The following is a 26,772-nucleotide window of genomic DNA, read 5'->3' on the forward strand; positions in this document are numbered from 1 at the left end:
GGGAGATTGCCGCACCGTCTCCGTCCACATGGGGTTGCCCATTCAAGCCCAAAACCAGTTCCCTCCTCACCGCCACATGCTGTAACGTGAATCCATGAACCTCGCCAAAGACATGGACGCTCCCGAGCTCGCCGCCCTTCTGCATTTTTATGCGGATGCGGGGGTGGAATGGCTCGTCGAGGATGAACCGGTCGACCGGTTTGCCCAGTTTGCGGCCCAGAAGGCGGCGCAGGCGGAAGCGCGCGCTGCTGCATCTTCGCGGCAGCAGCCGGCCCAGAATGCATCGCCTGCCCAGTCCCGCACGGGGGACGCTGCTCCTGTGGCACCGAATCGTTCCGCTTCAACAGCGCGCGCCGCAGCTCCCCCACCTGCCTCCGCGCCGGTCTCGGTGCCCGATGAGCAGGCGGTGGCCTCGGCGCGATTCGCAGCCGACAGCGCCCGCTCGCTCGACGAACTCAAAACAGCACTCGAAGCCTTCAACGGCTGCAACCTGAAGAACGGGGCGCGCAACACCGTATTCGCGAGCGGCAATCCGGCATCCGGCATCATGGTGATCGGCCCGATGCCGAATGCGGACGACGACCGCGACGGCGCGCCCTTCGCCGGCCGGCAGGGGCAGCTGCTGGACCGCATGCTCGGCGCGATCGGCCTTGCCCGCGACGGTGTCATGCTCACCAATATCATTCCCTGGCGGCCGCCGGGAAACCGCATGCCGTCGCAGGCCGAGATGGATATCTGCCGGCCGTTCCTCGAACGCCAGGTGGCGCTCGCAGAACCGAAACGGCTGCTGCTGCTCGGCAATTTCCCAGCGCGCTTCTTCTTCGGCGGCAATGGCACGATCCATTCGATGCGGGGCGAATGGCGCGAGCTCACTTTCGGGGGAATCGGCCTTTCGGCGATCGCCACGCTGCATCCGCAGGAACTGCTGGCGGCCCCCGCCAACAAGGCGCTGGCCTGGCAGGACCTGCTGATGTTCAAAATGCATGTTTCAGGGCACTGACAGCCCGCATTTCAGGCAGATTTACCCGTATTTTAGTCAAAGTTACGGAAATATGAAGAATGCCATGCAAACCACGCATGGCAGTGTGGCGTTTCGCTGCATTGCAGAATCGATGGTGCGCTGCAATATTAGCCGTGTGTCTTGGGAGGAATTTCAGGTTTAAGGAACCAAGGCCATGACTACCCGCTTCCGCCCGATCCATTCGGGTTTCGAAACTCTTCGCATCGCCGGCCTGTCGCCGCGCTCGACGAAGGGTTATCACCATTTCGGCTCTGCGACGAACGAGCAGCTTACCTCCCGTGCCATGGCGCGTCCGGTCGGCATTACCCGTCCGGCTTCGGTCTTTGCCGATTTCCGCGAACGTTGATCGCGCGGTTTCCAAGGAAGCATCAGCCATGACGGCCATTCTCCATCCGATCCGCACCCTGCGTGAGAACTTTTCCCACATCGGCGCCGCCGTGAACGCCTCGCGCGAGTTCAGCCGCGCGGGCGCCTTCCGCGCCTCTGCCGAAGCGACCAATCCGGTCACCGCGGCCATCCCGCTGTAAGCAGCTTCAGGCACCGGGGCAGGTCAAGCCCCGGGCGGCGATGCCTTGCGCGCCGCCTTCCGCTCGAGCCCCAGCTGGTGCTCGCGGTAAATAATGAAAATCCCCGCCGATACAGTAATCGCCGTCCCGACCAGCATGGTCGCCGTCGGCACATCCCCGAACAGAACATAGGCAATGCAGATCCCGAGCAGGATCGAGGTGTATTCGAACGGCGCGACCGTCGAGACATCGGCATTGCGATAGCTTTCCGTCAGCAGGATCTGGCCGATGCCGCCGCAGAAACCTGCGCCGATCAGGAACAGCTTTTCCGACAGCGTCATGTCGGTCCAGCCGAAGGGCAGGCTCAGCAGCGAAAACAGCGCCCCGGACAGCGAGAAATAGAGGACGATCGTCGCCGTCTTTTCGGTGCGCACGAGCTGGCGCGTCTGGATCATCGCGAACCCGGCCAGCACCGCCGAGAGGATGACGGAGGCGGCGCCGATCGCCTGTTCCGAGCCCATGCCGCCCTGTTCGAACATGGTGAGCTTCGGCCAGGAGATGATCACCACCCCGACCATGCCGATCATGACCGCCGTCCAGCGGTAGATGCGCACCGTCTCCTTGAGGAAGATCGCCGCGAAAACGACGGCCAGAAGCGGCGAGGAATAACCGATCGCGATCGCATCCGGCATCGGCAGGTGCACGAGGCCGTAAAATCCGAAAACCATGGAGAGGATGCCGAGAAAGCCGCGTTTCACATGACCGGTCAGGCTGTTCGTGTGGAAGGCGCCGCGCAGCTCGCCCTGAAAGGCGAGATAGGCCATGATCGGCACCAGCGCGAAGGCGGAACGGTAGAAGGTGATCTGTCCGGCCGGAATATCGGGACCTGCGGATTTGATACAGGTCTGCATCATCACGAAGATCACCACGGAGGTGACTTTGAACATAATCCCCCGCAGGGGATTGAGGGCATCGGCGGACATCAACAACTCATGCGAATTTTAAAGGGAATTTCAGGCGGAAATGCAGTCCGCACCGACGGGATGATGAGCGAGGAAATCGGGGAAGATTCAGTTTGCGGGCAAAGTAACGGAAAAGTGCCGTGAGCGGGATCAAAACTGATGATAGGTCGATCAATATCCGTGACCTCGTGAAAGATTGCGCGAAATATACCAGAATGAAATCAGGTTTTATTTTAGCCAAAGTTTCAACAATCGTTTAGCATTGCGTGCAATTATCCGCGCGGCGACGGTGTGTGCCAGATCGAGAGAGTGCTGCAGGGCTCTCGATACCAATTTGAAGAGCCGGTTCAGGAAGCAACATGCGAACAGATACGGGCCAGATCGTTCATCTGGCAGATTACCGCCCCACCGACTTCGTCCTGGAACGCGTCGATCTGACTTTCGAGCTCGACCCGACCAATACAAAGGTTGATGCACGACTGATCTTCCACCGGCGCGAAGGTGTCGATCCGTCCGCGCCGCTCGTTCTGGATGGCGACGAACTGACGCTGTCCGGCCTGCTGCTCGACCAGAACGAAGTGCCCGCGGCGCAATACGACGCGACGCCGGAGAGGCTGACGATCCGCGACCTGCCGGCCGAATCTCCCTTCGAAATCACCGTCACAACCTTCATTAATCCGGAAGCCAACAGCCAGTTGATGGGTCTCTACCGGACCAACGGCGTCTACTGCACCCAGTGCGAGGCCGAAGGTTTCCGCCGCATCAGTTATTTCCCCGACCGACCGGACGTGCTGGCGCCCTATACGATCACCATCATCGGCGACAAGGCCGCCAATCCGGTCATGCTGTCGAACGGCAATTTCCTCGGCGGCGCCGGTTACGATGAAGGCCGCGCGTTTGCCGCCTGGTTCGATCCGCATCCGAAACCGAGCTACCTCTTTGCGCTGGTCGCCGGCGATCTCGGCGTGGTCGAGGACACGTTCGTCACCATGTCCGAGCGCGAGGTGACGCTGAAGATCTATGTCGAACACGGCAAGGAAGCCCGCGCGGCCTATGCCATGGACGCGCTGAAGCGCTCGATGAAGTGGGACGAGGAACGGTTCGGCCGCGAATACGACCTCGACATCTTCATGATCGTCGCCGTGTCCGATTTCAACATGGGGGCCATGGAGAACAAGGGCCTCAACGTCTTCAACGACAAATACGTGCTGGCCGACCCGGAAACCGCGACCGACCAGGATTACGCGAATATCGAGGCGATCATCGCCCACGAATATTTCCACAACTGGACCGGCAACCGCATTACCTGCCGCGACTGGTTCCAGCTCTGCCTGAAGGAAGGCCTGACGGTCTATCGCGACCACGAGTTTTCCGCCGACCAGCGTTCGCGCGCGGTGAAGCGCATCGCCGAAGTGCGGCACCTGAAATCGGAACAGTTCCCGGAAGACGCAGGCCCGCTCGCGCATCCGGTCCGCCCGACCAAATACCGCGAAATCAACAATTTCTACACGACGACCGTCTATGAGAAGGGTTCGGAAGTCACCCGCATGATCGCGACGCTGCTAGGGCGCGACGATTTCAAGGCGGGCATGGACCTCTATTTCGAGCGCCATGACGGACAGGCCGCGACGGTCGAGGATTTCGTCAAGTCGTTCGAGGATGCGAGCGGCCGCGACCTCACCCAGTTCTCGCTCTGGTACCACCAGGCCGGCACGCCGCTCGTCACCGTGTCGAGCGATTACGACCAGGCAAGCGGCACGTTCACGCTGTCGCTCGAGCAGATGATCCCCGCGACCCCCGGCCAGACCGCCAAGGAGCCGATGCATATCCCGCTCTCGTTTGCGCTGATCCTCGACAACGGCTCGGCGGCAGTGCCGACCAAGGTCGCGGGCGGCGAAGTGACCGGCGACGTGCTGCATCTGACCGAACGCCGGCAGAGCTTTACATTTTCCGGCATTTCGTCGCGGCCGGTCCTGTCGCTCAACCGGTCTTTCTCGGCGCCGATCAACCTGCATCTCGACCAGACGCCGGCCGATCTCGCCCATATCGCCCGCCACGATACCGATCTCTTCGCCCGCTGGCAGGCGCTGACCGATCTTGCCCTGCCGAATCTGATGCAGGCGGCGCGCGATGCGCGGGAGGGCAAGGAGATCACCTGCGATCCGGCTTTCGTCGCCGCACTTCTCGAAGCGGCCGGCGACGAGGCGCTGGAGCCTGCCTTCCGCGCCCAGGCGCTGACCCTGCCGAGCGAGGCCGACATCGCCCGCGAACTCGGCGGCAACAACGATCCGGATGCGATCCATGCGGGCCGCAACGCCATTCTCTCGGAAATCGCCAAGGCCGGGAAGCAGACCTTCCAACGCCTGTTCGACGACATGAAGGTAAAGGGCGCCTTCACGCCGGATGCTGCCAGCGCCGGCAAGCGGTCGCTGCGCAACACCGCGCTGTCCTATCTGACCTATGCGGAAGGAACCCCTGCCCGCGCCGCCGAGGCCTTCGCCTCCGCCGGCAACATGACCGATCTCGTGCAGGCGCTGACCGTGCTCGCCCACCGCTTCCCCGACGCACCGGAAACGGCAGACGCGCTCGCCACGTTCCTCGCCCGCTTCGACGGTAACGCGCTGGTCATCGACAAATGGTTCTCCACCCAGGCGACCATACCGGGGGCCGGGGCGCTTGCCCGCGTCAAGGCGCTGATGGACAACCCGCGCTTCATCGCCACCAATCCGAACCGGGTGCGCTCGCTGATTGGCACGTTCGCCTTCGGTAACCCGACAGGCTTCAACCGCGCCGATGGCGAAGGCTACCGGTTCCTGGCCGAGCAGATCCTCGCGATCGACCCGCGCAATCCGCAGCTCGCCGCCCGCATCCTGACATCGATGCGCTCGTGGCGTTCCCTGGAGCCGCAGCGCGCCGACCATGCACGTGCCGCCCTGTCGACCATCGAGCATGCGGCGACGCTCTCGACCGACGTGCGCGACATCGTCGAGCGGATGCTGAAGGGCTAAGCCGGCGGATGCCGGCTATTCCACGTCAATGCCGCTGATGTCGATGGCGACCGCGACCCGCTCGAGAATGGGCCGGTTGTCGGCGCCGATGGCGTAGACGCGGCGTTTGGTGGGGAAGACAAGTCCGCCAAAAGTCTGCGGCTCGCTGGCATAGTTGGCGCTCGACGTTCCACCCATGATTTCGACGCTGTAGTCATGCCGGCGCAGAATTCCGGCTGCGTCGAAATAAAAGATCTGTTCGGTGGAATGACTGGCGACATCCGGCGGGAAGATCACCTTCAGCCGTCGCCATATTTCGCCATGCTCGTCCCAGGGCTCGATTTCCTCGACAATGAAACCGGGCAGCCCGAACAGGAACGGCGTCGTCAGATAGGTCCAGATCGCATATCCCGTAAAATACGCGAGGTGCTGGGCGTCCCAGGGGGTCTGGATCACGTGACCGGCGAAGGCCTTTCGCGGGTGCTCCCGTTCTTCGAGAACCTCGCCCCGGTCGGTGACAATAGCCGTCCGGCCGGGCTCATACTCGCTGTGCCGGCCCGTTTCGAGGAACGGCGAAAACGCGGCATGCTGCCGATGCGGATCGATCGAAACCGAAACGTCCGAGAGCGCTCCGGGCCATCCCTTGAGGTGCCACATCGTTCCTCCGACCGAAATGCGGGCCGTCAGCTTGCTGATCTGTCGCCAACGTTCCCAGCCGCCATGCGCCGCAACGGCAAGTTCCAGCAAATCGCTCATATCCATCTTCTCCTTTAACAGCAGATAGCGAAGATTTCGGTTTAAATTTGAAACCAATCGACATAGAAGCTTAATTGGTTTAAATTTGCAACCTCAATTGTCGGATCTTGATGCCATATTCTGGAGATGTCGGATGAAGGGCAGGAAAACCAATCTGGAAACAGCCAATTGCGGCATTGCGCGCAGCCTCCAGATCATTGGAGACTGGTGGACGCTTCTGATCGTTCGGGACGCATTTCGCGGGCATCAGCGTTTCGGGGAGTTCCAGAAGAATCTCGGGTCGGCCAAGAACATCCTGTCGGCGCGGCTGAAAAAGCTCGTGCAGGAGGGGGTCTTCACCATCGAGCCCCACCCGGATAGCCCGTCGAGCCCTCGCTACGTCCTGACGCCAAAAGGCGAAAAGCTTTACACCGTGCTTGTCGCATTGTGGCAGTGGGGGGAGGAGAACTGCTTCGAACCGGGCGAGTTACAGGCCGAAATGGTGGACAAGGTCGATGGCGCACCGCTCAGGACGCTGCAGGTCGAGGCGGCCGATGGGCGCCTTGTGGGTCCCCGGGATTTCCGCCTCACCTCCCGCGTGTAGAGGGCAGGATCACTTTTAAAAAAAACGCGAGACCAGCGAGCGGCAGTAGTCGGGCGTCAGCTCGCGGTCGCCGAACAGGATATGGTAGACGATCGGCGCAACGACGAAGTCGATCGCCTCTCCCACATGGAATCCGGCCTCGCCCCGCGCCAGGGCTCGCTCTCGCAAGGTTTCCAGATGCTGGTAGGTGAACTGGCAGCATTTTCCGGCGGCGGCGCCTTCCATGGTGCCGAGCACGTCCGCGAGCATCGCCCGCCCGACCTTTGACGACATTTCCTCGGCATATTGGAGGATGAAGGCCTCGAGGTCGCTTTCCATCGCGCCGGTATCTTCCGGGTCGGCGATCGGCCGCATGCGGGCGACCGCGACATCCGCCAATAACTCGGAAAGATCGCCCCAGCGGCGATAAATGGTCGACGGCGTCACGCCGGACTTTTCCGCGATCATCGGCACCGTAATCGCGCTGCGATCCATCGTCTTCAGAAGATCCTGGACCGTGCGATGCACTTCCGACTGGATGCGGGCACTGCGCCCACCCTGACGCACCATCTCCCTGGCCATTTTGTTCTCCTTGCCGGCGCATCGCCGGAATATCAAATCTCTTAATGCAAAGATATTGCATTAGCTCAGGAATGCAACTATATGCGCCTAACGCTAAGAAATTGCATTAAGGTGAAATGCCATGAGCAATATCCTCCCCGCCTCCTCTTCACCCTCCGCGCGGCGGATGACGGCCTACAGCTTCCTCGGCGCAGTGCTGATTTCGGCGACCAGCAGCGCGCCGACGCCGCTCTACCATCTCTACCAGGAGCTCTTCCATCTCTCGCCGGCGATGATCACGCTGATCTTCGGCTCTTATTCGTTTGCGCTGCTCGCGGCGCTTCTGACGGTCGGCGGGCTTTCGGACTATCTCGGCCGCCGGCCGCTAATCCTGCTGGCGCTGATCTTCAACGCCGCGGCCTTGATCGTCTTCATGGTGGCGGAATCCGGCACGACGCTGCTGATCGGCCGTATCGTCCAGGGTTTTGCCACCGGCATCGCTTTCCCCACCTTCGGCGCGACCATCCTCGATACCGACAAGCGCACGGGCTCGATACTCAATAGCGTCACCGCCTTTCTCGGCCTGATGATCGGCACGCTCGCCGCCGGCACGCTTGTCGCCTTCGCGCCGGAACCGACGCACCTCATCTACGCGCTGCTATTTCTCGTGACACTCGCCGGCATCGTGGTGCTCGCCTTCATGCCGGAGACCATCACCGGTCGGCCGGGGGCACTCGCCGCCATGCGCCCGCATATCAGCGTGCCGCAGCGGGCCCGCGCCACCCTTCTCAAGGTTACGCCGGTCAATGTCGCCGGATGGTCGCTCGGAGGCTTCTACCTGTCGCTGATGCCGACGCTGGTCGCCGTCGCGACCGGCATCACTTCGCCCTTCGTCGGCGGCACGGTCGTCGCGACCCTGATGCTCAGCGCCACGGCGTCGGTCTTCATCTTCCGCACCTGGACGCCGCAGCGGGTTCTTTTCACCGGCACGACCGCGCTGATGATCGGCGTCCTGATCACGCTGTCGGGCGTGCATCTGCAGGCCGTCGGGCTTCTCTTCCTCGGAACGGCGGTGGCCGGTCTCGGCTTCGGATCGATCTTCTCGAACATTCTGAAAATCGTCCTGCCGCTTGCCGAAAGCCACGAGAGAGCCGGACTGTTTGCGGCCTTCCTGGTCGAGAGCTATCTCGCCTTCTCGATCCCGGCGATCATCGCCGGCCTTGCCGCTCCGGCGCTCGGTCTCTCCACGGCGGCTTATTTCTATGGCGCGGTCATCATCGTTCTGGCGTTGATTTCGATTGCCGCCACCCGCACCAACCTTGTCGAAAGCCCGGCCGTCTGACGCCAGGGCGGCCCGCGCCACACCAAGGCGCGGGCTTTCTTTTGGGCGTTGACCAAAGTCAGGGAGGCTTGGCCGGCCGATGTTATTCTTCTGCCAGTTTCAGGCAGGGAGATTTCCGGATGACCGACATGGACCGCGTCAGCAATGCATTCCAGCTGTTCATAAAAGAGGCGCCCGCCCATCAGGCGGCCTGGCTTGAGGCGGTGCAGAAACTCGGGGCCGCCTCGGCACTGGATGCCAGGACCGAAGAACTCGTCTATATCGGCATCCTCGCCGCCACGCGGATGGAAAGCGGCCTGCCCTTCCATGTCGCGCATGCAAAATCCCTTGGCGCCTCGCGCGGCGAAATCATCAGCGCGATCCTGGCCGGCTTGCCCGCAGTGGGCAACGCGGTGATCCAGGCACTCCCCATCGCGCTCGGCGCCTATGACGAACCGCAACGAAGGTGATTCCCGCCTCGTTCGCAATTGAATCAAATCGTTAAAAAAATCTTAGCAAGCCTCTGGACACGAAGAATCACTAATGATTCATTGAGTCAGGTTCGCGCGAGCGGCGCGTCGAATCACCATGAGGGACAGAATGAAAACCATGTCGGACGTGCAGCGGGCAACCGCGGCCGAGGGGCGGCTGCGTCTTAAATTTCCGAGCCTTGGAAGTTTGCGCCGGGCTATTCCGGACGAGGCGCGGCTCTCCGTCAAGCCGATCGCGCGGCAGCTGCCGCGCGTGGAGCTCGTTCTCAAGCGTTCGATCCCTCTTCTCATCATCGCGTTCCTGACCGTCGTCGCCGCCTCGCGCATTCTCGGCATCGTTTCCGAATATACGCGGATGGAAAATGCCGCACGGCAATCGACCGCGCTGATGGCGGCCGCCGCGAGCGCCGCCTTCGCCGGCGACGCGACGGCGCTGACGGCGCACGACCGGGCGGCCGCGGAAAAGCGCCTTGGCTCCTTCCTGCCGCAGGAACGGCTGGAGGCCGATGCATTCTTCCTCTTCGTCGACGAAACCGGCCGTATCTTCGGCGGCACCAAGCAGGCGGCCGGCTATATCGGCAGGCGCCTGACCTCGGTCCTGCCGGAAACCGCGACGCTCAGGCGGTTTAGCGACGAGAGCGGCGTGATCGAAACCTATTTCGGCGAAGTCCCGCATTATGCCGCCATCGAGATGATCGGCAGCGAAGGCGCGCTGATCGTGGCCGCCTATTCGCTGGAAAGCCTCAATCTGGCCTGGCGGCACGATGTCTCGCTCAACGTCACGCTTTTCACCGGCATTTCTGCGATCCTGCTGGTCATCCTTTACGCCTATTACATGCAGGTGAAACGCGCTCGCGAAGCCGACGAAACCTTCGTCGAATCCAACCTGCGTATCGAGACCGCCCTTTCGCGTGGCCGTTGCGGGCTGTGGGATTTCGACGTCACCAACCGGCGCCTGTTCTGGTCGGGATCGATGTACGAGATGCTCGGCCTGCCGCCCGCCGGCAACGTCATCTCGTTTACCGACGCGGCCCGGATGATGCATCCGACCGACGGCAATATCTATGCGCTCGCGCGCGCCATCAGCCGCGGCAATGCCAAGCAGGTCGACCAGGTGTTTCGCATGCGCCATGCGGCCGGCCACTACGTGTGGATGCGCGCCCGCGCGCAGCTGGTGAAGACCAGCCAGGGCCGCACCCACGTCATCGGCATCGCCATGGACGTCACCGAACAGCACCGCCTCGCGCAGCGATATGCGGAAGCCGACCAGCGCCTCGCCGACGCAATCGAATGCACGTCGGAAGCCTTCGTGCTGTGGGACAAGAACGACCGGCTGGTGATGTGCAACACCCATTTCCAGCAGGCCTACGGCCTGCCCGACAGCGTGCTGGTGCCGGGTACCGAGCGCCACGCCGTCAATGCCGCGGCCGCCCGCCCGGTGATCGAGCGCCGCGTCGCCGACCCCGACGGCAGCGGCCTGTCGCGCACCACGGAAGTTCAGCTCGCCGACGAACGCTGGCTGCAGATCAACGAGCGCCGCACCCGCGACGGCGGCCTCGTCTCGGTCGGCACCGACATCACGCTTCTGAAGCGCCATCAGGAGCGGCTGCGCGACAGCGAGCGGCGACTGATGGCCACGATCGGCGACCTTTCCTCGTCGCAGAAGAAGCTGGAGCGCCAGAAATCCGAGCTTTCGGTCGCCAACGCCAATTACCAGGCGGAAAAGGAACGGGCCGAGGCCGCCAACAAGGCGAAGTCCGAATTCCTCGCCAACATGTCGCACGAACTCAGGACGCCGCTCAATGCGATCCTCGGCTTCTCGGAAATCCTCGCCAACGGCATGTTCGGCCCGCTCGGCTCGCCGAAATATTCGGAATATTCCAAGGATATCCACGACAGCGGCAAGCACCTGCTCAACGTCATCAACGACATTCTCGACATGTCGAAGATCGAGGCCGGCCATATGCGCATCCAGTGCGAGGCGGTCGACCTGAAGCCGTTGATCGAGGAAAGCCTGCGACTGACCACGATTTCCGCCCAGGACAAGGAGATCGCCATCCATCAGCGCCTCTGCGACAGCCTCAACATGGTGGCCGACCGCCGCGCGCTGAAACAGGTGATGCTCAACATTCTTTCCAATGCGGTCAAATTCACCAATCATGGCGGCAGGATCGAGCTGCGGGCGCGCAAGCTGGAAAAGGGCGTGCTGCTGACGATCGCCGATACCGGCATCGGCATTCCGACCGAAGCTCTCAACAAGATCGGCCAGCCCTTCGAACAGGTGCAGAGCCAATATGCCAAGAGCAAGGGCGGCTCAGGCCTTGGCCTCGCCATCTCCCGCTCGCTGATCGGCCTGCACGGCGGCAAGATGAAGATCCGTTCCCGGGTCGGCGAAGGCACGGTCGTCTCGCTGCATATCCCCGATCAACCGCTGCCGGTGGCGAGGAAGCGGGTGGCTTGAGACAGAACCCACTGAGGGCATGACCGCAGGGGTTTTCATTGACAAGCCCTGACGGGCAAAAATAGATACAATCCAGAAGTTGTAAAATTCATTTCCGCGGCGCTTACTTGAAACACGCAATTTTCTATCTCGTCATTCTTGCCGCCGGCAGCGCGCTTTTTCTGTTCCATAATGGCGGAACAGAGCGCTTTGGCCTCCTTGCACCGCTTATTCCCGGCGCATTTATCACGATGGCAATAGGCATTGTATATCGCCACCGGACGGAGTTCATCAAAGAGCTGCAATTCGGAGCGTGGGCAATAATCCTTGTTGCACTCATGTTCGTCTATATGGCGCGCGATGAGATCTTAGGGCAGAGCCAGCGCCTGCTTGCCGCTCTTTTGCCGGGACATGTGATCGAGGTCGGCACCGGCGAAAGCGCCTAAGTCCTGATCTACAAGGTGGATGGCGCCCATTTCCAGGCGCCCGTAAATGTTAACGGCAGAGAAATCGTCATGCTCGTCGATACGGGCGCAAGCGAGATCGTCCTCAGCAATGACGACGCCCGCACACTTGGTCTTCTCACGGACGGCCTCCAATATGAGGTTCTCGTTTACACCGCCAGCGGCACAAGCGTAACGGCGCCTGTGACCTTGGATATTGTATCGGTGGGGCCGATCAAGAGACGGGCGATACAGGCGCTCGTGTCGCCGGCGGGCGAACTGAGACAGAGCCTCCTTGGAATGAGTTTCATATCAACGCTTAAGTCTTTCCAGATGAAATCCGACGAGCTGAGATTTGAGGATTGACGAGGGTGCTTTGCCCGGGCTGGTAACGTGTCTCAGCAGCTCGGGTCGCTGCTGAACTAGACTTGAACCACTCTTTCGAACACCGCCCGCACAGCCTTCGAGAGCCGCTTCACTTCCCCCTCCAGCGTCCCGATATCCGGACAGTCCCCTGCCCGGCAGACGCGCTCGAGAAGCCCGGCCGGCGCATCGCCCGGCTCGAACGGCCCGTCGACGCAGAGGCGGACGATCTGGGAGAGTTCGGTGAACAGGTGTAGCGCCTCTACGCAGATATCGAGATCGCCGGGCTTCATCAGCCTGTCGCCGAGTGCCTTGAGGGCTTCCTCGGTGCTGAAACCATAGGTATCGAGCATAACGCCCTTGGCCGGTGCGATCAGGCGCAGATACTGGGCGATGAATTCGATATCGATCAGTCCGCCGGGGATCAGCTTGAAATCCCAGATGTCGCGCGGCGGTTTTTCCGCCTCGATCAGGGCACGCATCTCGGCGACATCGGCGGCGATCTTGGCGATCTCTGGCTTGGCCGACAGCACTTCGCCGATCAGGCCTTTCGCCTCGCCGACGAGGCTTTCGTCGCCGCAGATCAGTCGGGCGCGGGAAAGCGCCATGTGCTCCCAGGTCCAGGCCTCCTCGCGCTGGTATTTGCCGAAGGCGTTGATGCGGGTGGCGACCGGCCCCTTGTTGCCTGACGGCCTCAAGCGCAGATCGACCTCGAAGATCACCCCCTCGGCCATCGGCGCCGAAAGGGCGGCGATCAGGCGCTGGGTCAGGCGGGTGAAATAACGGCTGGAATCGAGCGGCTTGTCGCCCTCGCTTTCCATCGCTTCGCTGTCGTAGTCGTAGAGCAGGATGAGGTCGACATCGGAGCCGGCCGTCAGCTCGAAACTGCCGAGTTTGCCCATGCCGATGACGGCGACGCGGCCGCCCGGATAGGTGCCGTGGGCGCTGCGGATTTCCGTGACGACCGCCTTCAGGGCCGCATCGATCAAAAGGTCGGCGAGATGGGTGAAGGCGCGTGCCGCCTGGACACCCGAGATCGCTCCCGTCAGCAGCCGGATGCCGATCAGGAACCGCTGTTCGGCGGCAAAGATGCGCAGCCGGTCCAGCTTCTCCTCGTAATGCCGGGCACCGGTCAGGAAATTGGTCAGGCGATAGGAAAGATAGTCGCGGGTGGGAAGCTCCGCCATCAGGCCGGGGTCGAGCATGCCGTCGAAGACATGTGGCTTGGAGGCGATGATATCGGCCAGCCGCGGCGCCGAGGACATGATGGTGACGATCAGCGCCAGGAGCGGCGGGTTGTTGCCGATCAGCGAGAAGAGCTGGATGCCGGCCGGCAGACCTTTAAGGAAACTGTCGAAACGCAGCAGCGCCTCGTCGGCGCGCTTGCTCTCGCCGAACGCCTGCAGCAGGGCCGGCATCAATTCGGTCAGCCGCTCGCGCGCCTCGGCCGACTGGGTGGCGCGGTAGCGGCCATAATGCCAGGTGCGGATGACGCGGGACATGTCGGCCGGCCGTTCGAAACCGAGCGAGGCCAGCGTCTTCAGCGTGCCCGGATCGTCCTGCTGACCGGTGAAAACGAGATTGCCGTCGCTGCTGGTGAGTTTCGCTTCCTGCTCGAAAAGCCGGGCGTAACGTTTCTCGACGGTGCGCAGCACTTCTTCGAGCCTGGCGGAAAATCCTGCGATATCGGCGAAACCGAGCATGAAGGCGATGCGCTTCAGCTCGGCATCGGCTTCCGGCAGGTTATGGGTCTGCTCGTCGCGCACCATCTGGATGCGGTGTTCGACATCGCGCAGGAACCAGTAGGCCCCCGTCAATTCGGCGGCGATCTCGGGCGTGATCCATTTCGCCTCGGCGAGCGCCTTCAGCGCCACTTCCGTCTCGCGGGCCCGCAGCGGCGGCATGCGGCCGCCGGCGATCAGCTGCTGCGTCTGGGCAAAGAACTCGATCTCGCGGATGCCGCCGCGGCCGAGCTTGACGTCATGGCCCTTCACGGCGATCGCGCCATGGCCCTTGTGGACGTGGATCTGCCGCTTGATCGAGTGAATGTCGGCGATCGCCGCATAGTCGAGATATTTGCGGAACACGAAGGGCGTCAGCAGCCGCATGAAATTGTCGCCGGCCGCGATATCCCCGGCGATCGGCCGCGCCTTGATGAAGGCCGCACGTTCCCAGTTCTGCCCCCTGCCCTCGTAATAGATCAGCGCCGCATCCAGCGAGACGGCGAGCGGCGTGGAACCAGGATCGGGGCGCAGGCGCAGGTCGGTGCGGAACACGTAACCGTCCGCGGTGCGTTCCTGCAGGATGCGGATCAGGCGGCGCATCATCCGGCCATAGACTTCGGATCCATCGAGCGGATCGGTCAGTATCCCGGTCTCGGGATCGAAGAACACGACGATGTCGATATCGGATGAATAGTTGAGCTCGCGGCCGCCGAGCTTGCCCATGCCGAGCACGATCAGGCCCGAACCTCTACTGGGTTCGTCGAGGTCGACGAGTTTCAGCTTGCCGCTCTCGTGGCCGGCGACCAGAAGGTGGTCGATCGCGGCTGCGACTGAGGCTTCGGCCAGCAGGCTCAGCCAGCGCGTCGTGTCCTTTGCGGAAAAGATGCGGGCGAGATCGGCGAGTGCGACAAGGAAGCTCAAACCCCGCTTGGTGGCGCGCAGCGTCGTCATCACCTCGTTTTCGGACGGCAACTTGCCATCCTTCTTTCGCCAGGCATTGCGCGCCGCTTCGACCAGCTCTTCCAGCGCCGGCTCCAGCGGCTCGGTAATCGCGGTTACCAGAAGCCCGGGCGAGATGACCGCCGTATCGCGTAGAAAAGGCGAGAGGGTGAAGGCCGCGACGATGAAATCTTTCAGCGCGCTGTCCTTGCCGAGCAGTGCCGCGACCGGAGGTTCGGACCTGCCGATATCCTTGAGGACAGCCGTTGCCGCCTTGGCTTCCGTCTGGTTCATCGGGCGGATCACCTCCGCCTTGACCGTATCGAGCCGGTTTCCGGTCTCCATTCTTTCCCTCCCTCATGCCGTACGCCATTCCCTCCTCATCCCTGTGCTTGTCACAGGGATCCAGCAGCGCCGCGTCCGCGGCGCGCAGGAATGAGGGAGCGAGAGGCGTCGCCGTAGTCAAACAGCAGCCTCACGAGTCGGAACTTAGGGCTTCAGTTCGGGAAAGACCATGGTGACCGTCAGGCCGGGCGCTGCGGTGTTCGCCTCGTCGGTGGCAGAGAGTTCCAGCGAGCCCCCATGCAGCTCCATCACCGCCTCGACCAGCGACAGGCCAAGACCGGTGCCGGGCTTCGAGCGGCTTTCGTCGAGGCGGAAGAACCGTTTGGTCACCTCCCCGCGCTTGTCGGCGGGAATGCCGGGGCCGTTGTCGCAGACGGAGAGCCGGAGCGTGCCGTCGCTCTTTGTAAGGCGAACGCGGATACTCGCCGCAGCGCCTGCCTCGGAGGCGTATTTGATGGCGTTGTCGAGAAGATTGAAGATCGCCTGACCGATAAGCTCGCGGTTGCCGTTGACGACGAGGCCCGGTTCGAGCTCGGTGGTGAGCGACAGCCCCGCCTCCTCAGCCGCCGGCTCGTAGAGCTCGGCGCTGTCGGCGGAGATCGCGGAGAGATCCACATCGGACATTTCCGCCGCGATCGATCCCGCCTCGACGCGCGAGATCATCAAGAGCGCGTTGAACGTGCGGATGAGCTGGTCGGATTCGGCGATGATGCCTTCGAGGGCTGTGCGGCGCACATCGGCGCGATCCTCGCCGAGCGCATCGGCCGCCTTGTTGCGCAGCCGCGTCAGTGGCGTCTTCAGGTCATGGGCGATGTTGTCGGAGACCTGCCGCAGGCCCTCGTTGAGCTTCTCGATGCGGCCGAGCATGGCGTTCAGCGAGTCCGACAGCCGGTCGAATTCGTCGCCGGACTTGCCGACTGGCAGACGCTGCGACAGGTCGCCGGCCATGATCTTCTGGCTTGCCGCCGACATCCGGTCGATGCGTTTCAGCGCATTGCGGCCGATACCGAACCAGATCACCAGCGCGCCCACGCCCATGATCGCCAGCGCCACCATCAGCGCCCGGCGCACGATGCCGCGGAACCGGCTCGGATCACCGAGATCGCGGCCGATCATCACCCTCAGCCCGTTGTCGAGACGAATGACATTGGCGGTCGCCAGATGCCGGCCAGGGCGCTCGACTTCCGTATAGGGTTCATAGGTGAAGGGAATGTTGGTCCAGCCCTGCTCGTCGAGCACGCCGGGCTGGACCGACGCGACGTTGCCGGCAAGCATCTCGCCGTTCGGCCCGGCGATGACATAAAGATTGGCGCCCGGCTGGCGGGCCCGCCGCTCCATCATCCGCAGCAAAAGGTTGACGCCGCCGCGCTCATAGGCGCGCTGGATCTCCTGCACCTCCTCCTGCAGCGACTGGCGGGTCTGCTGCGCCAGCAGCCGCTCGGACATGGCCGTCACGTAGAAGACCAGAAAGGCGGCGCAGAGGGCGAAAAGCAGGATATAGAGCGCCGACAGCCGCACGGCTGTCGAGCGGAACATCAGGCGGGCACGTGCCAGCAACTCGGCTTACCCCTCGTCCTTGATCATGTAACCGGCGCCGCGGATAGTCTTCAGCAGCGGCTTTTCGAAATCCTTCTCGATCTTCGATCTCAGCCGCGACACGTGCACGTCGATGACATTGGTCTGGGGGTCGAAGTGATAGTCCCAGACGTTTTCAAGCAGCATGGTTCGGGTCACCACCTGGCCGGCATTCTTCATCAGGTATTCGAGCAGGCGGAATTCGCGCGGCTGCAACAGCACTTCCTTGCCGGCACGCTTCACCTCATGGGACAGCCGGTCGAGCTCCAGGTCTCCGACCCGGTAGACCATGTCCTGTTCCGGCGTGCCCTTGCGGCGGCCGAGCACCTCGACCCGGGCAAGCAGCTCGGAAAAGGCATAGGGTTTCGGCAGGTAGTCGTCGCCGCCGGCACGCAGGCCGGTCACCCGGTCGTCCACCTGGCCGAGCGCGGAGAGGATCAGCACCGGCGCATTGATACCGCGCTTCCTGAGTTCGCTGATGACGGAGAGACCGTCCCGGCGCGGCAGCATGCGGTCGATGACCATCACGTCGTAGGAGTTCTCGGTCCCCATGAACAGGCCGCTCTCGCCGTCGCTTGCATGGTCGACCACGATGCCCGCCTCACGGAAGGCCTTGGTCATGTAGGCCGCGGCCTCCAGGTCGTCTTCGATCACCAGAATCTTCATGTGCGGGACAATAGCGTCCGCGCCCCTCTTTGCACCATGGGAATCTGCGGTACCGGCAGAATATAGGGCATCAGTCTCCATCAACTTGCTCCATGGAAAGAAAAGGGGCGCCGACCGTTGCCGGCGGCGCCCCTGATCTTGCGACCTAGTTTCTAGAAATCAGCCTTCGTTGATCGGCAGGGCGACGAAGCGGCTGGTATTGTTTTCGCCGGCTACCTGGAACAGCGCACGGGTGCGGCCGTCCTTGCGGGCCTGTTCGAGAACCTTGCCGACATCGGCGGCGCTGGTAACCTTGCGGTTGTTGACCGAGACGATCTTTTCACCGGTCTTCAGACCGCGGGCAGCAGCTTCCGAGTCCGGATCGACGTCGGTGACGGAGAGGCCGGAACCATCTTCGACCGGAGCGACGGTGATGCCGAGGCTGGCAAGCGCCTTGTCACTGGAAGGTGCCGGCGCATCAGGCTGCTTCGGCGTTGCCGCCGCGGCTTCGTCGCTCTGGAGGTTGCCGAGCGTAACCGGGATCTTCTGCGCCTTGCCGTCGCGCCACAGGTCAACCTCGACCTTGGTGTTCGGGCCGAAGGCGGCGACGCGCTTGGCAAGATCACGGGCATCCTTGATCGGCTGGCCGTTGACGGCGGTGATCACGTCGCCTTCCTTGATGCCGGCCTTCTGGCCGGGCGAGCCTTCCTGCGGAGCGACGACGAGAGCGCCGGACGCTTCCTTCAGGCCGAGCGAGTCGGCGATATCCTGGGTGACCGGCTGGATCTGCACGCCGAGCCAGCCACGATCGACCTTACCGTCCTTCATCAGGTTGGCGACGACGTCCTTGGCGGTGGAAGACGGGATCGCGAAGGCGATGCCGACATTGCCGCCCGACGGCGAGAAGATCGCGGTGTTGATGCCGACCACTTCGCCCGACAGGTTGAAGGTCGGGCCACCGGAATTGCCACGGTTCACGGCCGCATCCACCTGGATGTAGTCGTCATAGGGGCCGGAGCCGATGTCGCGGCCGCGGGCCGACACGATGCCTGCGGTGACCGTGCCGCCGAGGCCGAACGGGTTGCCGACGGCGACCACCCAGTCGCCGACGCGGACCTTGGAGTCGTCGGCGAAATTGACATAGGTGAACTTGCGGCTGGTGGCGTCGACCTTGAGCACCGCGAGGTCGGTGCGGCTGTCCTTGCCGACCAGCTTGGCTTCGAGTTCCGTGCCGTCATTCAAAACGACCGTGTAGGCCGAACCGTCGGAAACGACGTGGTTGTTGGTGACGACATAACCGTCTTCGGAGATGAAGAAACCGGAGCCCTGTGCCGCCGGGCGCAGGCGGTGCGGACGGTTGCCGTTGTCGCGGTTGCGCGGGCCGTTACGGTCGGCGCGGTCCTGGTTGCGGTCGCCCTGAGCGCCGGGGCCGCCCGGCATCTGGCCGCCGAATTCGCGGAAGAAGCGCTTCAGCGGGTGATCATCGGGAAGCTGGTCGAAGCCGCGGCCGCCGAAATTGAAGGAGAAATTATTGCCGCTGTCATCGGAAACGGGCTGCGCGTCCGACTGGACGCGGACGGAAACGACGGCGGGAGAAACGGCGGAAACGACATCGGCAAAGCTCGGGGCCTGCGGAGCGGTGACGCTGACCGGAGCAGCAAAAGACTGCGTGATGTGAGCCGGGATGCCGCTCGAGAGCATGACCGCGGCGAGACCAGCAACCGTGGTGGCCTTCAAGACGGTCTTCAGTGAGGGACGTCCAATATTGCGCATGTTTTAAGCTACCTTCTTCTCTTCAGTCATATTGGCTGGAGGCCAGCCAAGCGGTGGATGACGAGAGATATAGGCGCTCTGAGGTTAACTGCAGGTGGCGGCCGAATGAAATATTGGTAATGTTCGCCCGTGCGGGTTTCAGACCGCTATTTTTTCAGAAGTTCCTCGATCCGAGCCTGCTCCTCGGCCGTCAGCGCCGCAACCGCGCGTTGGCTTGGACGGGTGCGGACGAAGACCAGGATGGCAATCGCACCGACCAGCAACAGCAGGACCGGCGTCGCCCAGAGGATCACCGTCTTGGCGCTGAGGCGCGGTTTCAGAAGCACGAACTCCCCGTAGCGGGACACGACATAGTCGACCACCTGATCGTCCGTATCGCCGTTCGTCAACCGTTCGCGCACCAGCACGCGCAGGTCGCGGGCAAGCTCCGCATTGGAATCGTCGATCGACTGGTTCTGGCACACCATGCAGCGCAGTTGCGCCGAAAGATTGCGGGCGCGCTGTTCGAGCACGGGGTTGGAAAGGACCTCGTCGGGGTTGACGGCGAAGGCCGGGAGGGGGGCGAGGAAGATGAAGAGTGCGAGCAAAATTTTCGCCAGACGGGACAGGAGCCCCTCATCCGGCTGCCGCCACCTTCTCCCCGTCGGAACGGGGAGAAGGGATATGCCGCAACGGCCTGCCCTGATCACTGCGGCTGAAAGGGGCAAGTCCCCTCTCCCCGCATGCGGGGAGAGGGTTAGGGTGAGGGGCCGTTTCGCAGACTTTGCTCTCACTCCGCCGCCTCCAGCCGCGCCTTGACCGGCTTCGCCTTGCGGCTCGGCGCGCCCACCCTGAGCCGCCGGTCCGACAGCGAGACGAACCCGCCCGCCATCATCACCAGCGCGCCGCCCCAGATGCAGAGGATGAACGGCTTCCACCAGATGCGCACGACCATGCCGCCGCCATCCATCGCGTCGCCGAGCGACACGTAGAGCTGGCTGAGGCCGAAGGTGAGGATGCCGGCCTCGGTCGTCGGCATGCGCCGCGCCGTATAGAGCCGTTTCGACGACCAGACATCGGCGACCTCAACGCCGCCGCGGCTGACGGCGAAATGCCCGCGGCTCTCGGTATAGTTCGGCCCGACCGCATCGCGCAGCCCGTCATAGGTCAGCGAATAACCGCCGACATCGACGGAAGCGCCCTGCTTCATCTCGACCACCGTCTCGGTGCCGAAGGTCGTCGCCGCAAAGATCCCGAGCACCGTGACGCCGAGGCCGAAATGGGCGATCGCCGTGCCGAATACCGAACGCGGCAGGCCGATGAGCCGCTTGATGCCGACGGAGAACCCGACCTTGGCGAAATTGCCGCGATACCAGAGGTCGGCAAGCGCGCCGATCATGCCCCAGAAGCCGAGCGCCAGGCCGAAGATCGCCAGAACCGGCCCACCGTTCTGGATGTAGAAGAAGGCCAGGCCCGCAAACATCGAAAGCCCGGCGAACACCCAGAGCCGCTGCAGGGCGCCTAAAAGATCGCCGCGCTTCCAGGCCAGAACCGGCCCGAACGGAACGGCGACCAGAAGCGGCAGCATCAGTAGGCCGAAGGTCATGTTGAAGAATGGCGCGCCGACCGAGATCTTTTCGCCGGTCAGCGTTTCGAGGATCAGCGGATAGAGCGTGCCGGTCAGCACGGTGGCGGTCGCCACCGTCAGGATCAGGTTGTTGAGCACCAGCGCGCCTTCGCGCGAGATCGGCGCAAAAATCCCGCCGGCCTTGAGCATCGGCGCCCGCCAGGCAAACAGCACGAAGGCGCCGCCGATGAAGATGGCGAGAATGCACAGAATGAAGATGCCGCGGGTCGGATCGGTCGCAAACGAATGCACCGAGGTCAGCACGCCAGAGCGCACCAGGAAGGTGCCGAGCAGCGACAACGAGAAGGTCATGATCGCCAGAAGCACGGTCCAGATCTTCAGGGCCTCGCGCTTTTCCATGACGAGCGCCGAATGCAGGAGCGCCGTGCCGGCGAGCCAGGGCATGAAGGAGGCGTTTTCAACCGGATCCCAGAACCACCAGCCGCCCCAGCCGAGCTCGTAATAGGCCCAGTAGGATCCCATGGCGATGCCGGCGGTGAGAAACGTCCAGGCGGCAAGTGTCCAGGGCCGCACCCAGCGGGCCCAGGCGGCATCGATGCGGCCTTCGATCAATGCGGCGACGGCAAACGAGAAGCAGACGGAGAAGCCGACATAACCGAGATAGAGAAGCGGCGGATGCACCGCGAGGCCGAAATCCTGCAGAACCGGGTTGAGGTCCTGCCCCTCCGCCGGCGCCGGATCGAGGCGCAGGAACGGATTGGAGGTCAAGAGGATGAACAAAAGGAAGGCGGTCGAGATCCAGGCCTGAACAGCGAGAACATTGGCCCGCAGCGTGTCCGGCAGGTTCCCGCCGAAGACGGCGACGAGCGCGCTGAAAAAGACGAGGATCAGCAGCCAGAGCAGCATCGAGCCCTCGTGATTGCCCCAGACGCCGGAATATTTGTAGATCAGCGGCATCAGCGAGTGGGAATTTTCCCAGACGTTCGCAACCGAAAAATCCGAGACCACATAGGCCCAGGTCAGCGCTCCGAAAGAAAGAGTAACGAGCGCAAACAGCACCAGCGAGCCGGTCGGCGCCAGCGCCATCATCGCCGCATCGCCGCGCCGTGCGCCGATCACCGGCAGGACCGACAGGATCAGCGCGGTTGCAAGCGCCAGAACGAGCGCATAGTGGCCGATCTCGATGATCATCTGGTTGCCGTCCCCTTGGCTCCGGTGTTCTGCCCCTGGTTCGCCTGGCCCTGGTTCGCCTGGCCCTTGCTGCCCTTGCCGTCTTCCCAGACGCCTTCCTTCTTCAGCCGGTCGGCGACTTCCTTGGGCATGTAGTTCTCGTCATGCTTGGCGAGCACGCTGTCGGCCACGAACCCGTGCGATGCGGCGTCGAAAGCGCCCTCCGTCACGACACCCTGCCCCTCTCGGAAAAGGTCCGGCAGGATGCCCGTATAGGTCACTGGCACATTGCCGGTTCCGTCCGTCACCGTAAAGCTCACGGTCGAGCCCTGGCCGCGTTTCACCGAGCCCTCGGCCACCAGTCCGCCGAGCCTGATGCGGGTGCCGGGCTTGATGTCGGCCTTGGCGAGGTCGGCCGGCATGAAGAAATAGGCGACCGACTGGCTGAAGGCGAACATGACGAGCAGCACCGCGACGAGGATGAAGCTCATGCCGCCCGCGATCACCGCCAGCCGCTTCTGTTTGCGGGTCATTGCGCCACTCCTTCGACGGCAAGCCCCATCTCGTTGGCGAGCGCCACAAGCTCGCCGGATGAGGGGAACTGCTTGAGGCCGCTCTTCAGCGCCTCTTCTGCCTTGGGTTTATCGCCGAGCACGGCATAGGAGCGCACCAGCCTTACCCAGCCTTCGAGATTGTTGGGATCCTGTTTCAGCCGCTCCGCAAGGCCGTCGACCATGCCGCGGACCATCGCCTGCCGGTCGCCCTGCGACATGTTTTCGGCCGCCGCCATGTCCGCCTGGCTCGGATTGCCGAGCGCCTGCGCCGTGCCCTTACCGGAAACGACGGCACCACCATTCCTGGCGATATGCTGGTTGACGAGCTGCATCCACGGCGCGTCCGGGGGCGAGGCCTTGGCAATCGTTTCGAACTGCGCCCTCGCCTCCGCCGCCCGGCCGGCCTGTTCGAAGCCGAGGCCGACATAGAAACGCGAGCGCGGGTTGTCCGGATCGAGCTTCATCGCCTGTTCGAATGCGGCACGCGCATCCTCGGTGACGATCCCGTCGTTCGAAGCGACCAGCGTTTCGCCAAGTCCCGCGAGCCTGACGGGATTGGGGCCGAGGATACGGATGGCATTGCGATAGGCGAGTTCCGCATCACCGAGCCGCATGGAGCGGAAATAGATCGGTGCGAGCAGATCCCAGCCGGCGCCATCATTGGGGTTTTCGGCCAGATGCCGCTCTGCCTTGGCGACCAGCAGCGCGACATTGTTGCCGGGATTGGCAAGCCGCGCTTCCAGCGGCTGGTCCGGCAGCCCGGGATTGCCGAGAGCCAGGTAAAGACAGAGCCCGACGACGGGCGGCATCAGCGTGACCACGGCAGTGGCGAGACCGTGTTTTCGCGTCTTCGGGGCCGCGATCTCCCCGGCCTCCCCAGCGCCGGCGGCGGCGAGCAGCCGGCGGCCGATTTCGGCGCGGGCGTATTCGGCCTCCTCCGCATTGATCAGGCCCTGGGCCCGGTCGCGGTCCAGTTCGGCCAGCTGGTCGCGATAAACGGCGACCTCTCCGGCCCGGTCAGCGGACGCTGCTTTGGTGGCTCGGGCAAAAGGCAGGATGAGGATTGCCGCAACGGCCGCCGTCAGAGCTGCGAGGATGATCCATAAAACCATAGTGGCCCATTACTGCAACGGCCCGCGCTTTCCAACAGCGCAGCCGGCGTTGACGTGAATTTGAGGCGTTTGGCCGCAAGTTCAACCTGCATATGGGGCCAATCCGATCCGGCGGCCATGACCCATGTCAAACAGCCGCAGAGGAAAATCAGACGGGAATCAGGTGAGCGGCGTCCAGGTGCCGTTCGAATTGCGGCAGGCGGCGCCCCGTGCCGTCATGTCGCGGCCATTCATCGTCACCGTATGGCGGTACTGGCGGCAATTCTGGGTGCCGACCTGATAGGGAGCGTTGGCGACAACCTGACCGTTCGCATCATCGCCCTTCCAGGTGATGGCCTCGCCGCCGGCCGCCCCTTCCAGGGCACGATATTCGGCCTCGAGCGCGCGGGAACGATCGCTTGCCGAAAGCGCCGCGCCCGTGCGGCCGACAATGCCACCCTGAAGCGCGGAAATATAGGACGTCGATGGCGAAGGCCGCGGCGTCAGCAGGCCGCGCCCGCCGCCGGTTCCCCCACCCGACGTGGTGCCGCAACCGGCCAGCAGGCCGGCGACCACAAACGATGAAACGGCATTTCGGAGGCTCAATAGTCGCATCGTGTCGGAAACCGGTCGTGCTTCGGAAATCTTGCCGAGACTGGTCCCGTCCCGGCATGGCATCATTATGGCGTCGCTGGGAAAACACACAATTCCGGTAATCTTTCAGCCCCCCGAATATTAGCGAACAATCCTATGAATGTCCGTTTACACAAAGATATAGCAGGCGATCAATCCGTCCATAATCAAAGGCAGGGAACGGAACGCTGTTGCCCATAAGCCACAGTTTTAGAGTGCGATATGGCTGAACCTGCCGTTCAGGCGGTTTCCTTCGCAACACCCGGCAGCAGAAGCTGTGCCCTCAAGCCACCGCGCGTCCCGCGCGTCAGTTCGACCGAACCCTGATACTCGCCGGTGATCTCGCGCACGATGGACAGTCCGAGCCCGGCGCCCGGCTTGCTTTCGTCCAGCCGCCTGCCGCGTTTCATCGCCTCGCGGATCTGGTCCGGCTCGAGGCCGGGGCCGTCATCCTCGACGGCAATCTCGATCCAGTGGCGCCGTGCGGGTTCGCCTTCGCCGGACTGGGGGCCGGACGTCGGGGTCGCGGTGATCCAAACGCCGGTCTCGCAGAAGCGCGCAGCGTTTTCGAGCAGGTTGCCGATCGTTTCCTCGACGTCCTGCTGTTCCATGGCGAGCGCCACACCGGGCGGGAAAACCGACAGATGGAATTCCTTTTCGGGATTGAGCCGCCGCATCACCCTGACCAGGCGTTCCAGCACCGGCTCCAGCTCGGTCCGCGCAAGCAGGGATTCGCGCTGGGCAGCGATGCGCGCCCGGTTCAGGTAGGACTGCACCTGCGCCTGCATGCCCTCCGCCTGCGACCGCACCATGTCCGACTGCACCTTTTCGACGGCACGCGATTCGTTGAGCAGAACCGCGATCGGCGTCTTCAGCGAATGGGCGAGATTGCCGACCTGCATGCGGGCGCGCTCGACAATGCGGCGATTGCTTTCGATCAGCGCGTTGATATCGCTGGCAAGCGGCATGATCTCGCGGGGAAACTCGCCTTCCAGCCGCTCCGCCTCGCCACGCCGCACCCTTTCGAGCGAACGCCGGGCGCCATCGAGCGGCTGCAGGCCGTACAGGATCGCCAGGCCGTTGACGACCAGGCTGCCGAAACCGAAGACGGCGAGCGCGATATAGAGACTGCGGGTAAAGGCCTGGATATCCTCCTCGACGACCGCGAGATTGCCCGACACGCGGAAGCGCGCGGCGCGGCCTTCGCCATCGAGCACGACCTCGGTCTCGGCGACCAGGACATTGTTCTTGTAGGCATCGATCGCGGGATAGAAGCGCTCATAACGATTGTTGAACGGCACCGCCAGGATCGACGGCACGCTGATATTCGAAGTGCCGAGCGAAGAGGAGGAAAGCGGCGTCGCCGCGAAGGTGCCGAGCGGCTCGATAATCCAGTACCAGCCGGTTTCCGGCTGCGAGAAGCGCAGGTCGCCGAGCTGAGGGCTCCCCGAGAGCTTGTTGTCGTCGCCGATCGTGATCGAGTTGATGACGTTATAGAGCTGGGCGCGCAGGAGGTCGGTAAAGGCGCGTTCGGCCGACTGCCGGTAGAGCTGCGAGATGACGATCGAAATGACCACCAAGGCCAGCGCCGACCACAGCGTGGCCAGAAGCAGCACGCGGGCAGTCAGCGATCTTGGTCCGATCATCCGGAATTTAACGCGCATCGTTTGGCGCTTGCATCCTGTATCCGAGGCCGCGGACCGTTTCGATGAGGTCGACTCCGAGCTTCTTGCGAAGCCGGCCCACGAAAACTTCGATCGTATTGGAATCGCGGTCGAAATCCTGATCATACATATGCTCCACAAGCTCGGTGCGGGAAACGACCTGCCCCATGTGATGCATCAGGTAGGACAGAAGCCTGAATTCGTGCGAGGTGAGCTTCAGGGCGACGCCTTCGACGCTCGCCTTGGAGGCCTTGGTATCGAGCCGTACGGGCCCGCAGACGATTTCGGAGGACGAATGCCCCGCCGCCCGGCGGATCAGCGCCCGCACGCGGGCCAGCACTTCCTCCACATGGAAGGGTTTTGCGACATAGTCGTCGGCACCGGCATCGATGCCCGCAACCTTGTCGCTCCAGCGGTCGCGGGCGGTCAGCATCAGCACCGGCATGCCCTTGCCGCCGGCACGCCATTTCTCGACGACGGTGATGCCGTCCATGACCGGCAGGCCGATATCGAGGATGACAGCGTCATAAGGTTCGGTGTCGCCGAGATAGTGGCCTTCCTCACCGTCGAACGCCTGGTCGACCACATAACCCGACTCTTTCAGGGCATCCGAAAGCTGCCGGTTGAGATTGACGTCGTCTTCGACCACCAGAATGCGCATGCACCGCCCCTCGAATGA

At 63.1% G+C, this 26,772-nt stretch carries 24 protein-coding genes; 10 read left to right on the forward strand and 14 right to left on the reverse strand.

The features are described 5' to 3' along the window. Positions 1-94 precede the first annotated feature (94 nt). The 3 genes from J2X76_RS01955 to J2X76_RS01965 all read left to right on the forward strand — a co-directional run bounded on the left by J2X76_RS01955 (position 95) and on the right by J2X76_RS01965 (position 1,548). Positions 95-1,000: a uracil-DNA glycosylase gene (locus tag J2X76_RS01955; RefSeq protein ID WP_310212503.1), complete on the forward strand. Its 906-nt coding sequence runs from the start codon at positions 95-97 to the stop codon at positions 998-1,000. A gap of 175 nt (positions 1,001-1,175) precedes the next feature. Beyond that, positions 1,176-1,367 carry a hypothetical protein gene (locus J2X76_RS01960; protein WP_113128067.1) on the forward strand — a complete coding sequence of 64 codons (192 nt, stop codon included), beginning with the start codon at positions 1,176-1,178 and terminating at the stop codon, positions 1,365-1,367. Between the two features lie 28 nt (positions 1,368-1,395). Further along, complete coding sequence (locus J2X76_RS01965; RefSeq protein WP_162732257.1) at positions 1,396-1,548, forward strand: hypothetical protein; 153 nt, start codon at positions 1,396-1,398, stop codon at positions 1,546-1,548. Positions 1,549-1,571: 23 nt separating this feature from the next. On the opposite strand, the gene J2X76_RS01970 is transcribed toward J2X76_RS01965, so the two are convergent. After that, entirely contained in the window at positions 1,572-2,510 is a 939-nt protein-coding gene (locus J2X76_RS01970) for a DMT family transporter (RefSeq protein ID WP_113128066.1), read from the reverse strand. 338 nt (positions 2,511-2,848) lie between these two features. On the opposite strand from J2X76_RS01970, the gene pepN reads away from it, so the two are divergent. Then, positions 2,849-5,497, forward strand: a complete 2,649-nt coding sequence (pepN, locus tag J2X76_RS01975) for an aminopeptidase N (protein WP_310212508.1) — start codon at positions 2,849-2,851, stop codon at positions 5,495-5,497. Positions 5,498-5,512: 15 nt separating this feature from the next. Here pepN and J2X76_RS01980 read toward each other — a convergent pair whose 3' ends face one another. Next, on the reverse strand, positions 5,513-6,232 hold the full coding sequence (locus J2X76_RS01980; protein ID WP_310212511.1) for a hypothetical protein: 720 nt from the start codon (positions 6,230-6,232) through the stop codon (positions 5,513-5,515). A 133-nt stretch (positions 6,233-6,365) separates the two neighbouring features. On the opposite strand from J2X76_RS01980, the gene J2X76_RS01985 reads away from it, so the two are divergent. Further along, a complete protein-coding gene (locus J2X76_RS01985; RefSeq protein WP_310212514.1) occupies positions 6,366-6,815 on the forward strand; it encodes a helix-turn-helix domain-containing protein in 450 nt (149 codons plus the stop codon). A gap of 15 nt (positions 6,816-6,830) precedes the next feature. Here the strand turns inward: J2X76_RS01985 and J2X76_RS01990 are convergent, their stop codons facing one another. Further along, positions 6,831-7,376, reverse strand: coding sequence for a TetR/AcrR family transcriptional regulator C-terminal ligand-binding domain-containing protein (locus tag J2X76_RS01990; protein ID WP_310212517.1), 546 nt, complete (start codon positions 7,374-7,376; stop codon positions 6,831-6,833). Between the two features lie 121 nt (positions 7,377-7,497). Between J2X76_RS01990 and J2X76_RS01995 the strand changes: the two genes are divergently transcribed. The 5 genes from J2X76_RS01995 to J2X76_RS02015 all read left to right on the forward strand — a co-directional run bounded on the left by J2X76_RS01995 (position 7,498) and on the right by J2X76_RS02015 (position 12,416). Then, on the forward strand, positions 7,498-8,697 hold the full coding sequence (locus tag J2X76_RS01995; RefSeq protein WP_310212521.1) for an MFS transporter: 1,200 nt from the start codon (positions 7,498-7,500) through the stop codon (positions 8,695-8,697). A gap of 119 nt (positions 8,698-8,816) precedes the next feature. After that, positions 8,817-9,146, forward strand: coding sequence for a carboxymuconolactone decarboxylase family protein (locus J2X76_RS02000; protein WP_310212523.1), 330 nt, complete (start codon positions 8,817-8,819; stop codon positions 9,144-9,146). Between the two features lie 139 nt (positions 9,147-9,285). Continuing rightward, the gene (locus J2X76_RS02005) at positions 9,286-11,628 is read left to right on the forward strand and encodes a PAS domain-containing sensor histidine kinase (RefSeq protein WP_113128089.1); all 2,343 of its coding nucleotides are present in this window, start codon (positions 9,286-9,288) and stop codon (positions 11,626-11,628) included. Positions 11,629-11,735: 107 nt separating this feature from the next. After that, positions 11,736-12,053, forward strand: a complete 318-nt coding sequence (locus J2X76_RS02010; protein ID WP_310212525.1) for a hypothetical protein — start codon at positions 11,736-11,738, stop codon at positions 12,051-12,053. Between the two features lie 15 nt (positions 12,054-12,068). Next, positions 12,069-12,416 (forward strand): TIGR02281 family clan AA aspartic protease, encoded by a 348-nt coding sequence (locus tag J2X76_RS02015; RefSeq protein WP_310212530.1) that lies wholly within the window; start codon positions 12,069-12,071, stop codon positions 12,414-12,416. Positions 12,417-12,472: 56 nt separating this feature from the next. On the opposite strand, the gene J2X76_RS02020 is transcribed toward J2X76_RS02015, so the two are convergent. The 11 genes from J2X76_RS02020 to J2X76_RS02070 all read right to left on the reverse strand — a co-directional run bounded on the left by J2X76_RS02020 (position 12,473) and on the right by J2X76_RS02070 (position 26,754). Further along, a complete protein-coding gene (locus J2X76_RS02020; RefSeq protein ID WP_310212532.1) occupies positions 12,473-15,421 on the reverse strand; it encodes a bifunctional [glutamine synthetase] adenylyltransferase/[glutamine synthetase]-adenylyl-L-tyrosine phosphorylase in 2,949 nt (982 codons plus the stop codon). 144 nt (positions 15,422-15,565) lie between these two features. Next, positions 15,566-16,957, reverse strand: coding sequence for a sensor histidine kinase (locus tag J2X76_RS02025; RefSeq protein ID WP_405029997.1), 1,392 nt, complete (start codon positions 16,955-16,957; stop codon positions 15,566-15,568). Positions 16,958-16,984: 27 nt separating this feature from the next. Further along, on the reverse strand, positions 16,985-17,662 hold the full coding sequence (locus J2X76_RS02030; RefSeq protein ID WP_037081175.1) for a response regulator transcription factor: 678 nt from the start codon (positions 17,660-17,662) through the stop codon (positions 16,985-16,987). Positions 17,663-17,821: 159 nt separating this feature from the next. Then, positions 17,822-19,414 (reverse strand): Do family serine endopeptidase, encoded by a 1,593-nt coding sequence (locus J2X76_RS02035; protein WP_310212538.1) that lies wholly within the window; start codon positions 19,412-19,414, stop codon positions 17,822-17,824. A gap of 146 nt (positions 19,415-19,560) precedes the next feature. Beyond that, complete coding sequence (locus J2X76_RS02040; protein ID WP_310214674.1) at positions 19,561-20,022, reverse strand: cytochrome c-type biogenesis protein; 462 nt, start codon at positions 20,020-20,022, stop codon at positions 19,561-19,563. A 161-nt stretch (positions 20,023-20,183) separates the two neighbouring features. Further along, positions 20,184-22,172, reverse strand: a complete 1,989-nt coding sequence (locus tag J2X76_RS02045; protein WP_310212541.1) for a heme lyase CcmF/NrfE family subunit — start codon at positions 22,170-22,172, stop codon at positions 20,184-20,186. Continuing rightward, the gene (gene ccmE, locus J2X76_RS02050; protein WP_310212543.1) at positions 22,169-22,684 is read right to left on the reverse strand and encodes a cytochrome c maturation protein CcmE; all 516 of its coding nucleotides are present in this window, start codon (positions 22,682-22,684) and stop codon (positions 22,169-22,171) included. The genes J2X76_RS02045 and ccmE overlap by 4 nt, the downstream gene beginning before the upstream one ends. Then, positions 22,681-23,817 (reverse strand): c-type cytochrome biogenesis protein CcmI, encoded by a 1,137-nt coding sequence (gene ccmI / locus J2X76_RS02055; RefSeq protein ID WP_310212547.1) that lies wholly within the window; start codon positions 23,815-23,817, stop codon positions 22,681-22,683. Before ccmI ends, ccmE begins: the two co-directional genes overlap by 4 nt. Positions 23,818-23,976: 159 nt before the next feature. Continuing rightward, positions 23,977-24,411: a hypothetical protein gene (locus tag J2X76_RS02060; protein ID WP_113128087.1), complete on the reverse strand. Its 435-nt coding sequence runs from the start codon at positions 24,409-24,411 to the stop codon at positions 23,977-23,979. Between the two features lie 257 nt (positions 24,412-24,668). Next, positions 24,669-26,093 (reverse strand): HAMP domain-containing sensor histidine kinase, encoded by a 1,425-nt coding sequence (locus J2X76_RS02065; RefSeq protein WP_310212552.1) that lies wholly within the window; start codon positions 26,091-26,093, stop codon positions 24,669-24,671. Beyond that, entirely contained in the window at positions 26,083-26,754 is a 672-nt protein-coding gene (locus J2X76_RS02070; protein ID WP_007765053.1) for a response regulator transcription factor, read from the reverse strand. Before J2X76_RS02070 ends, J2X76_RS02065 begins: the two co-directional genes overlap by 11 nt. Between the last annotated feature and the right edge of the window lie 18 nt (positions 26,755-26,772).

It is taken from the genome of Neorhizobium sp. 2083, assembly GCF_031455615.1.
Taxonomy (GTDB): Bacteria; Pseudomonadota; Alphaproteobacteria; order Rhizobiales; family Rhizobiaceae; genus Neorhizobium.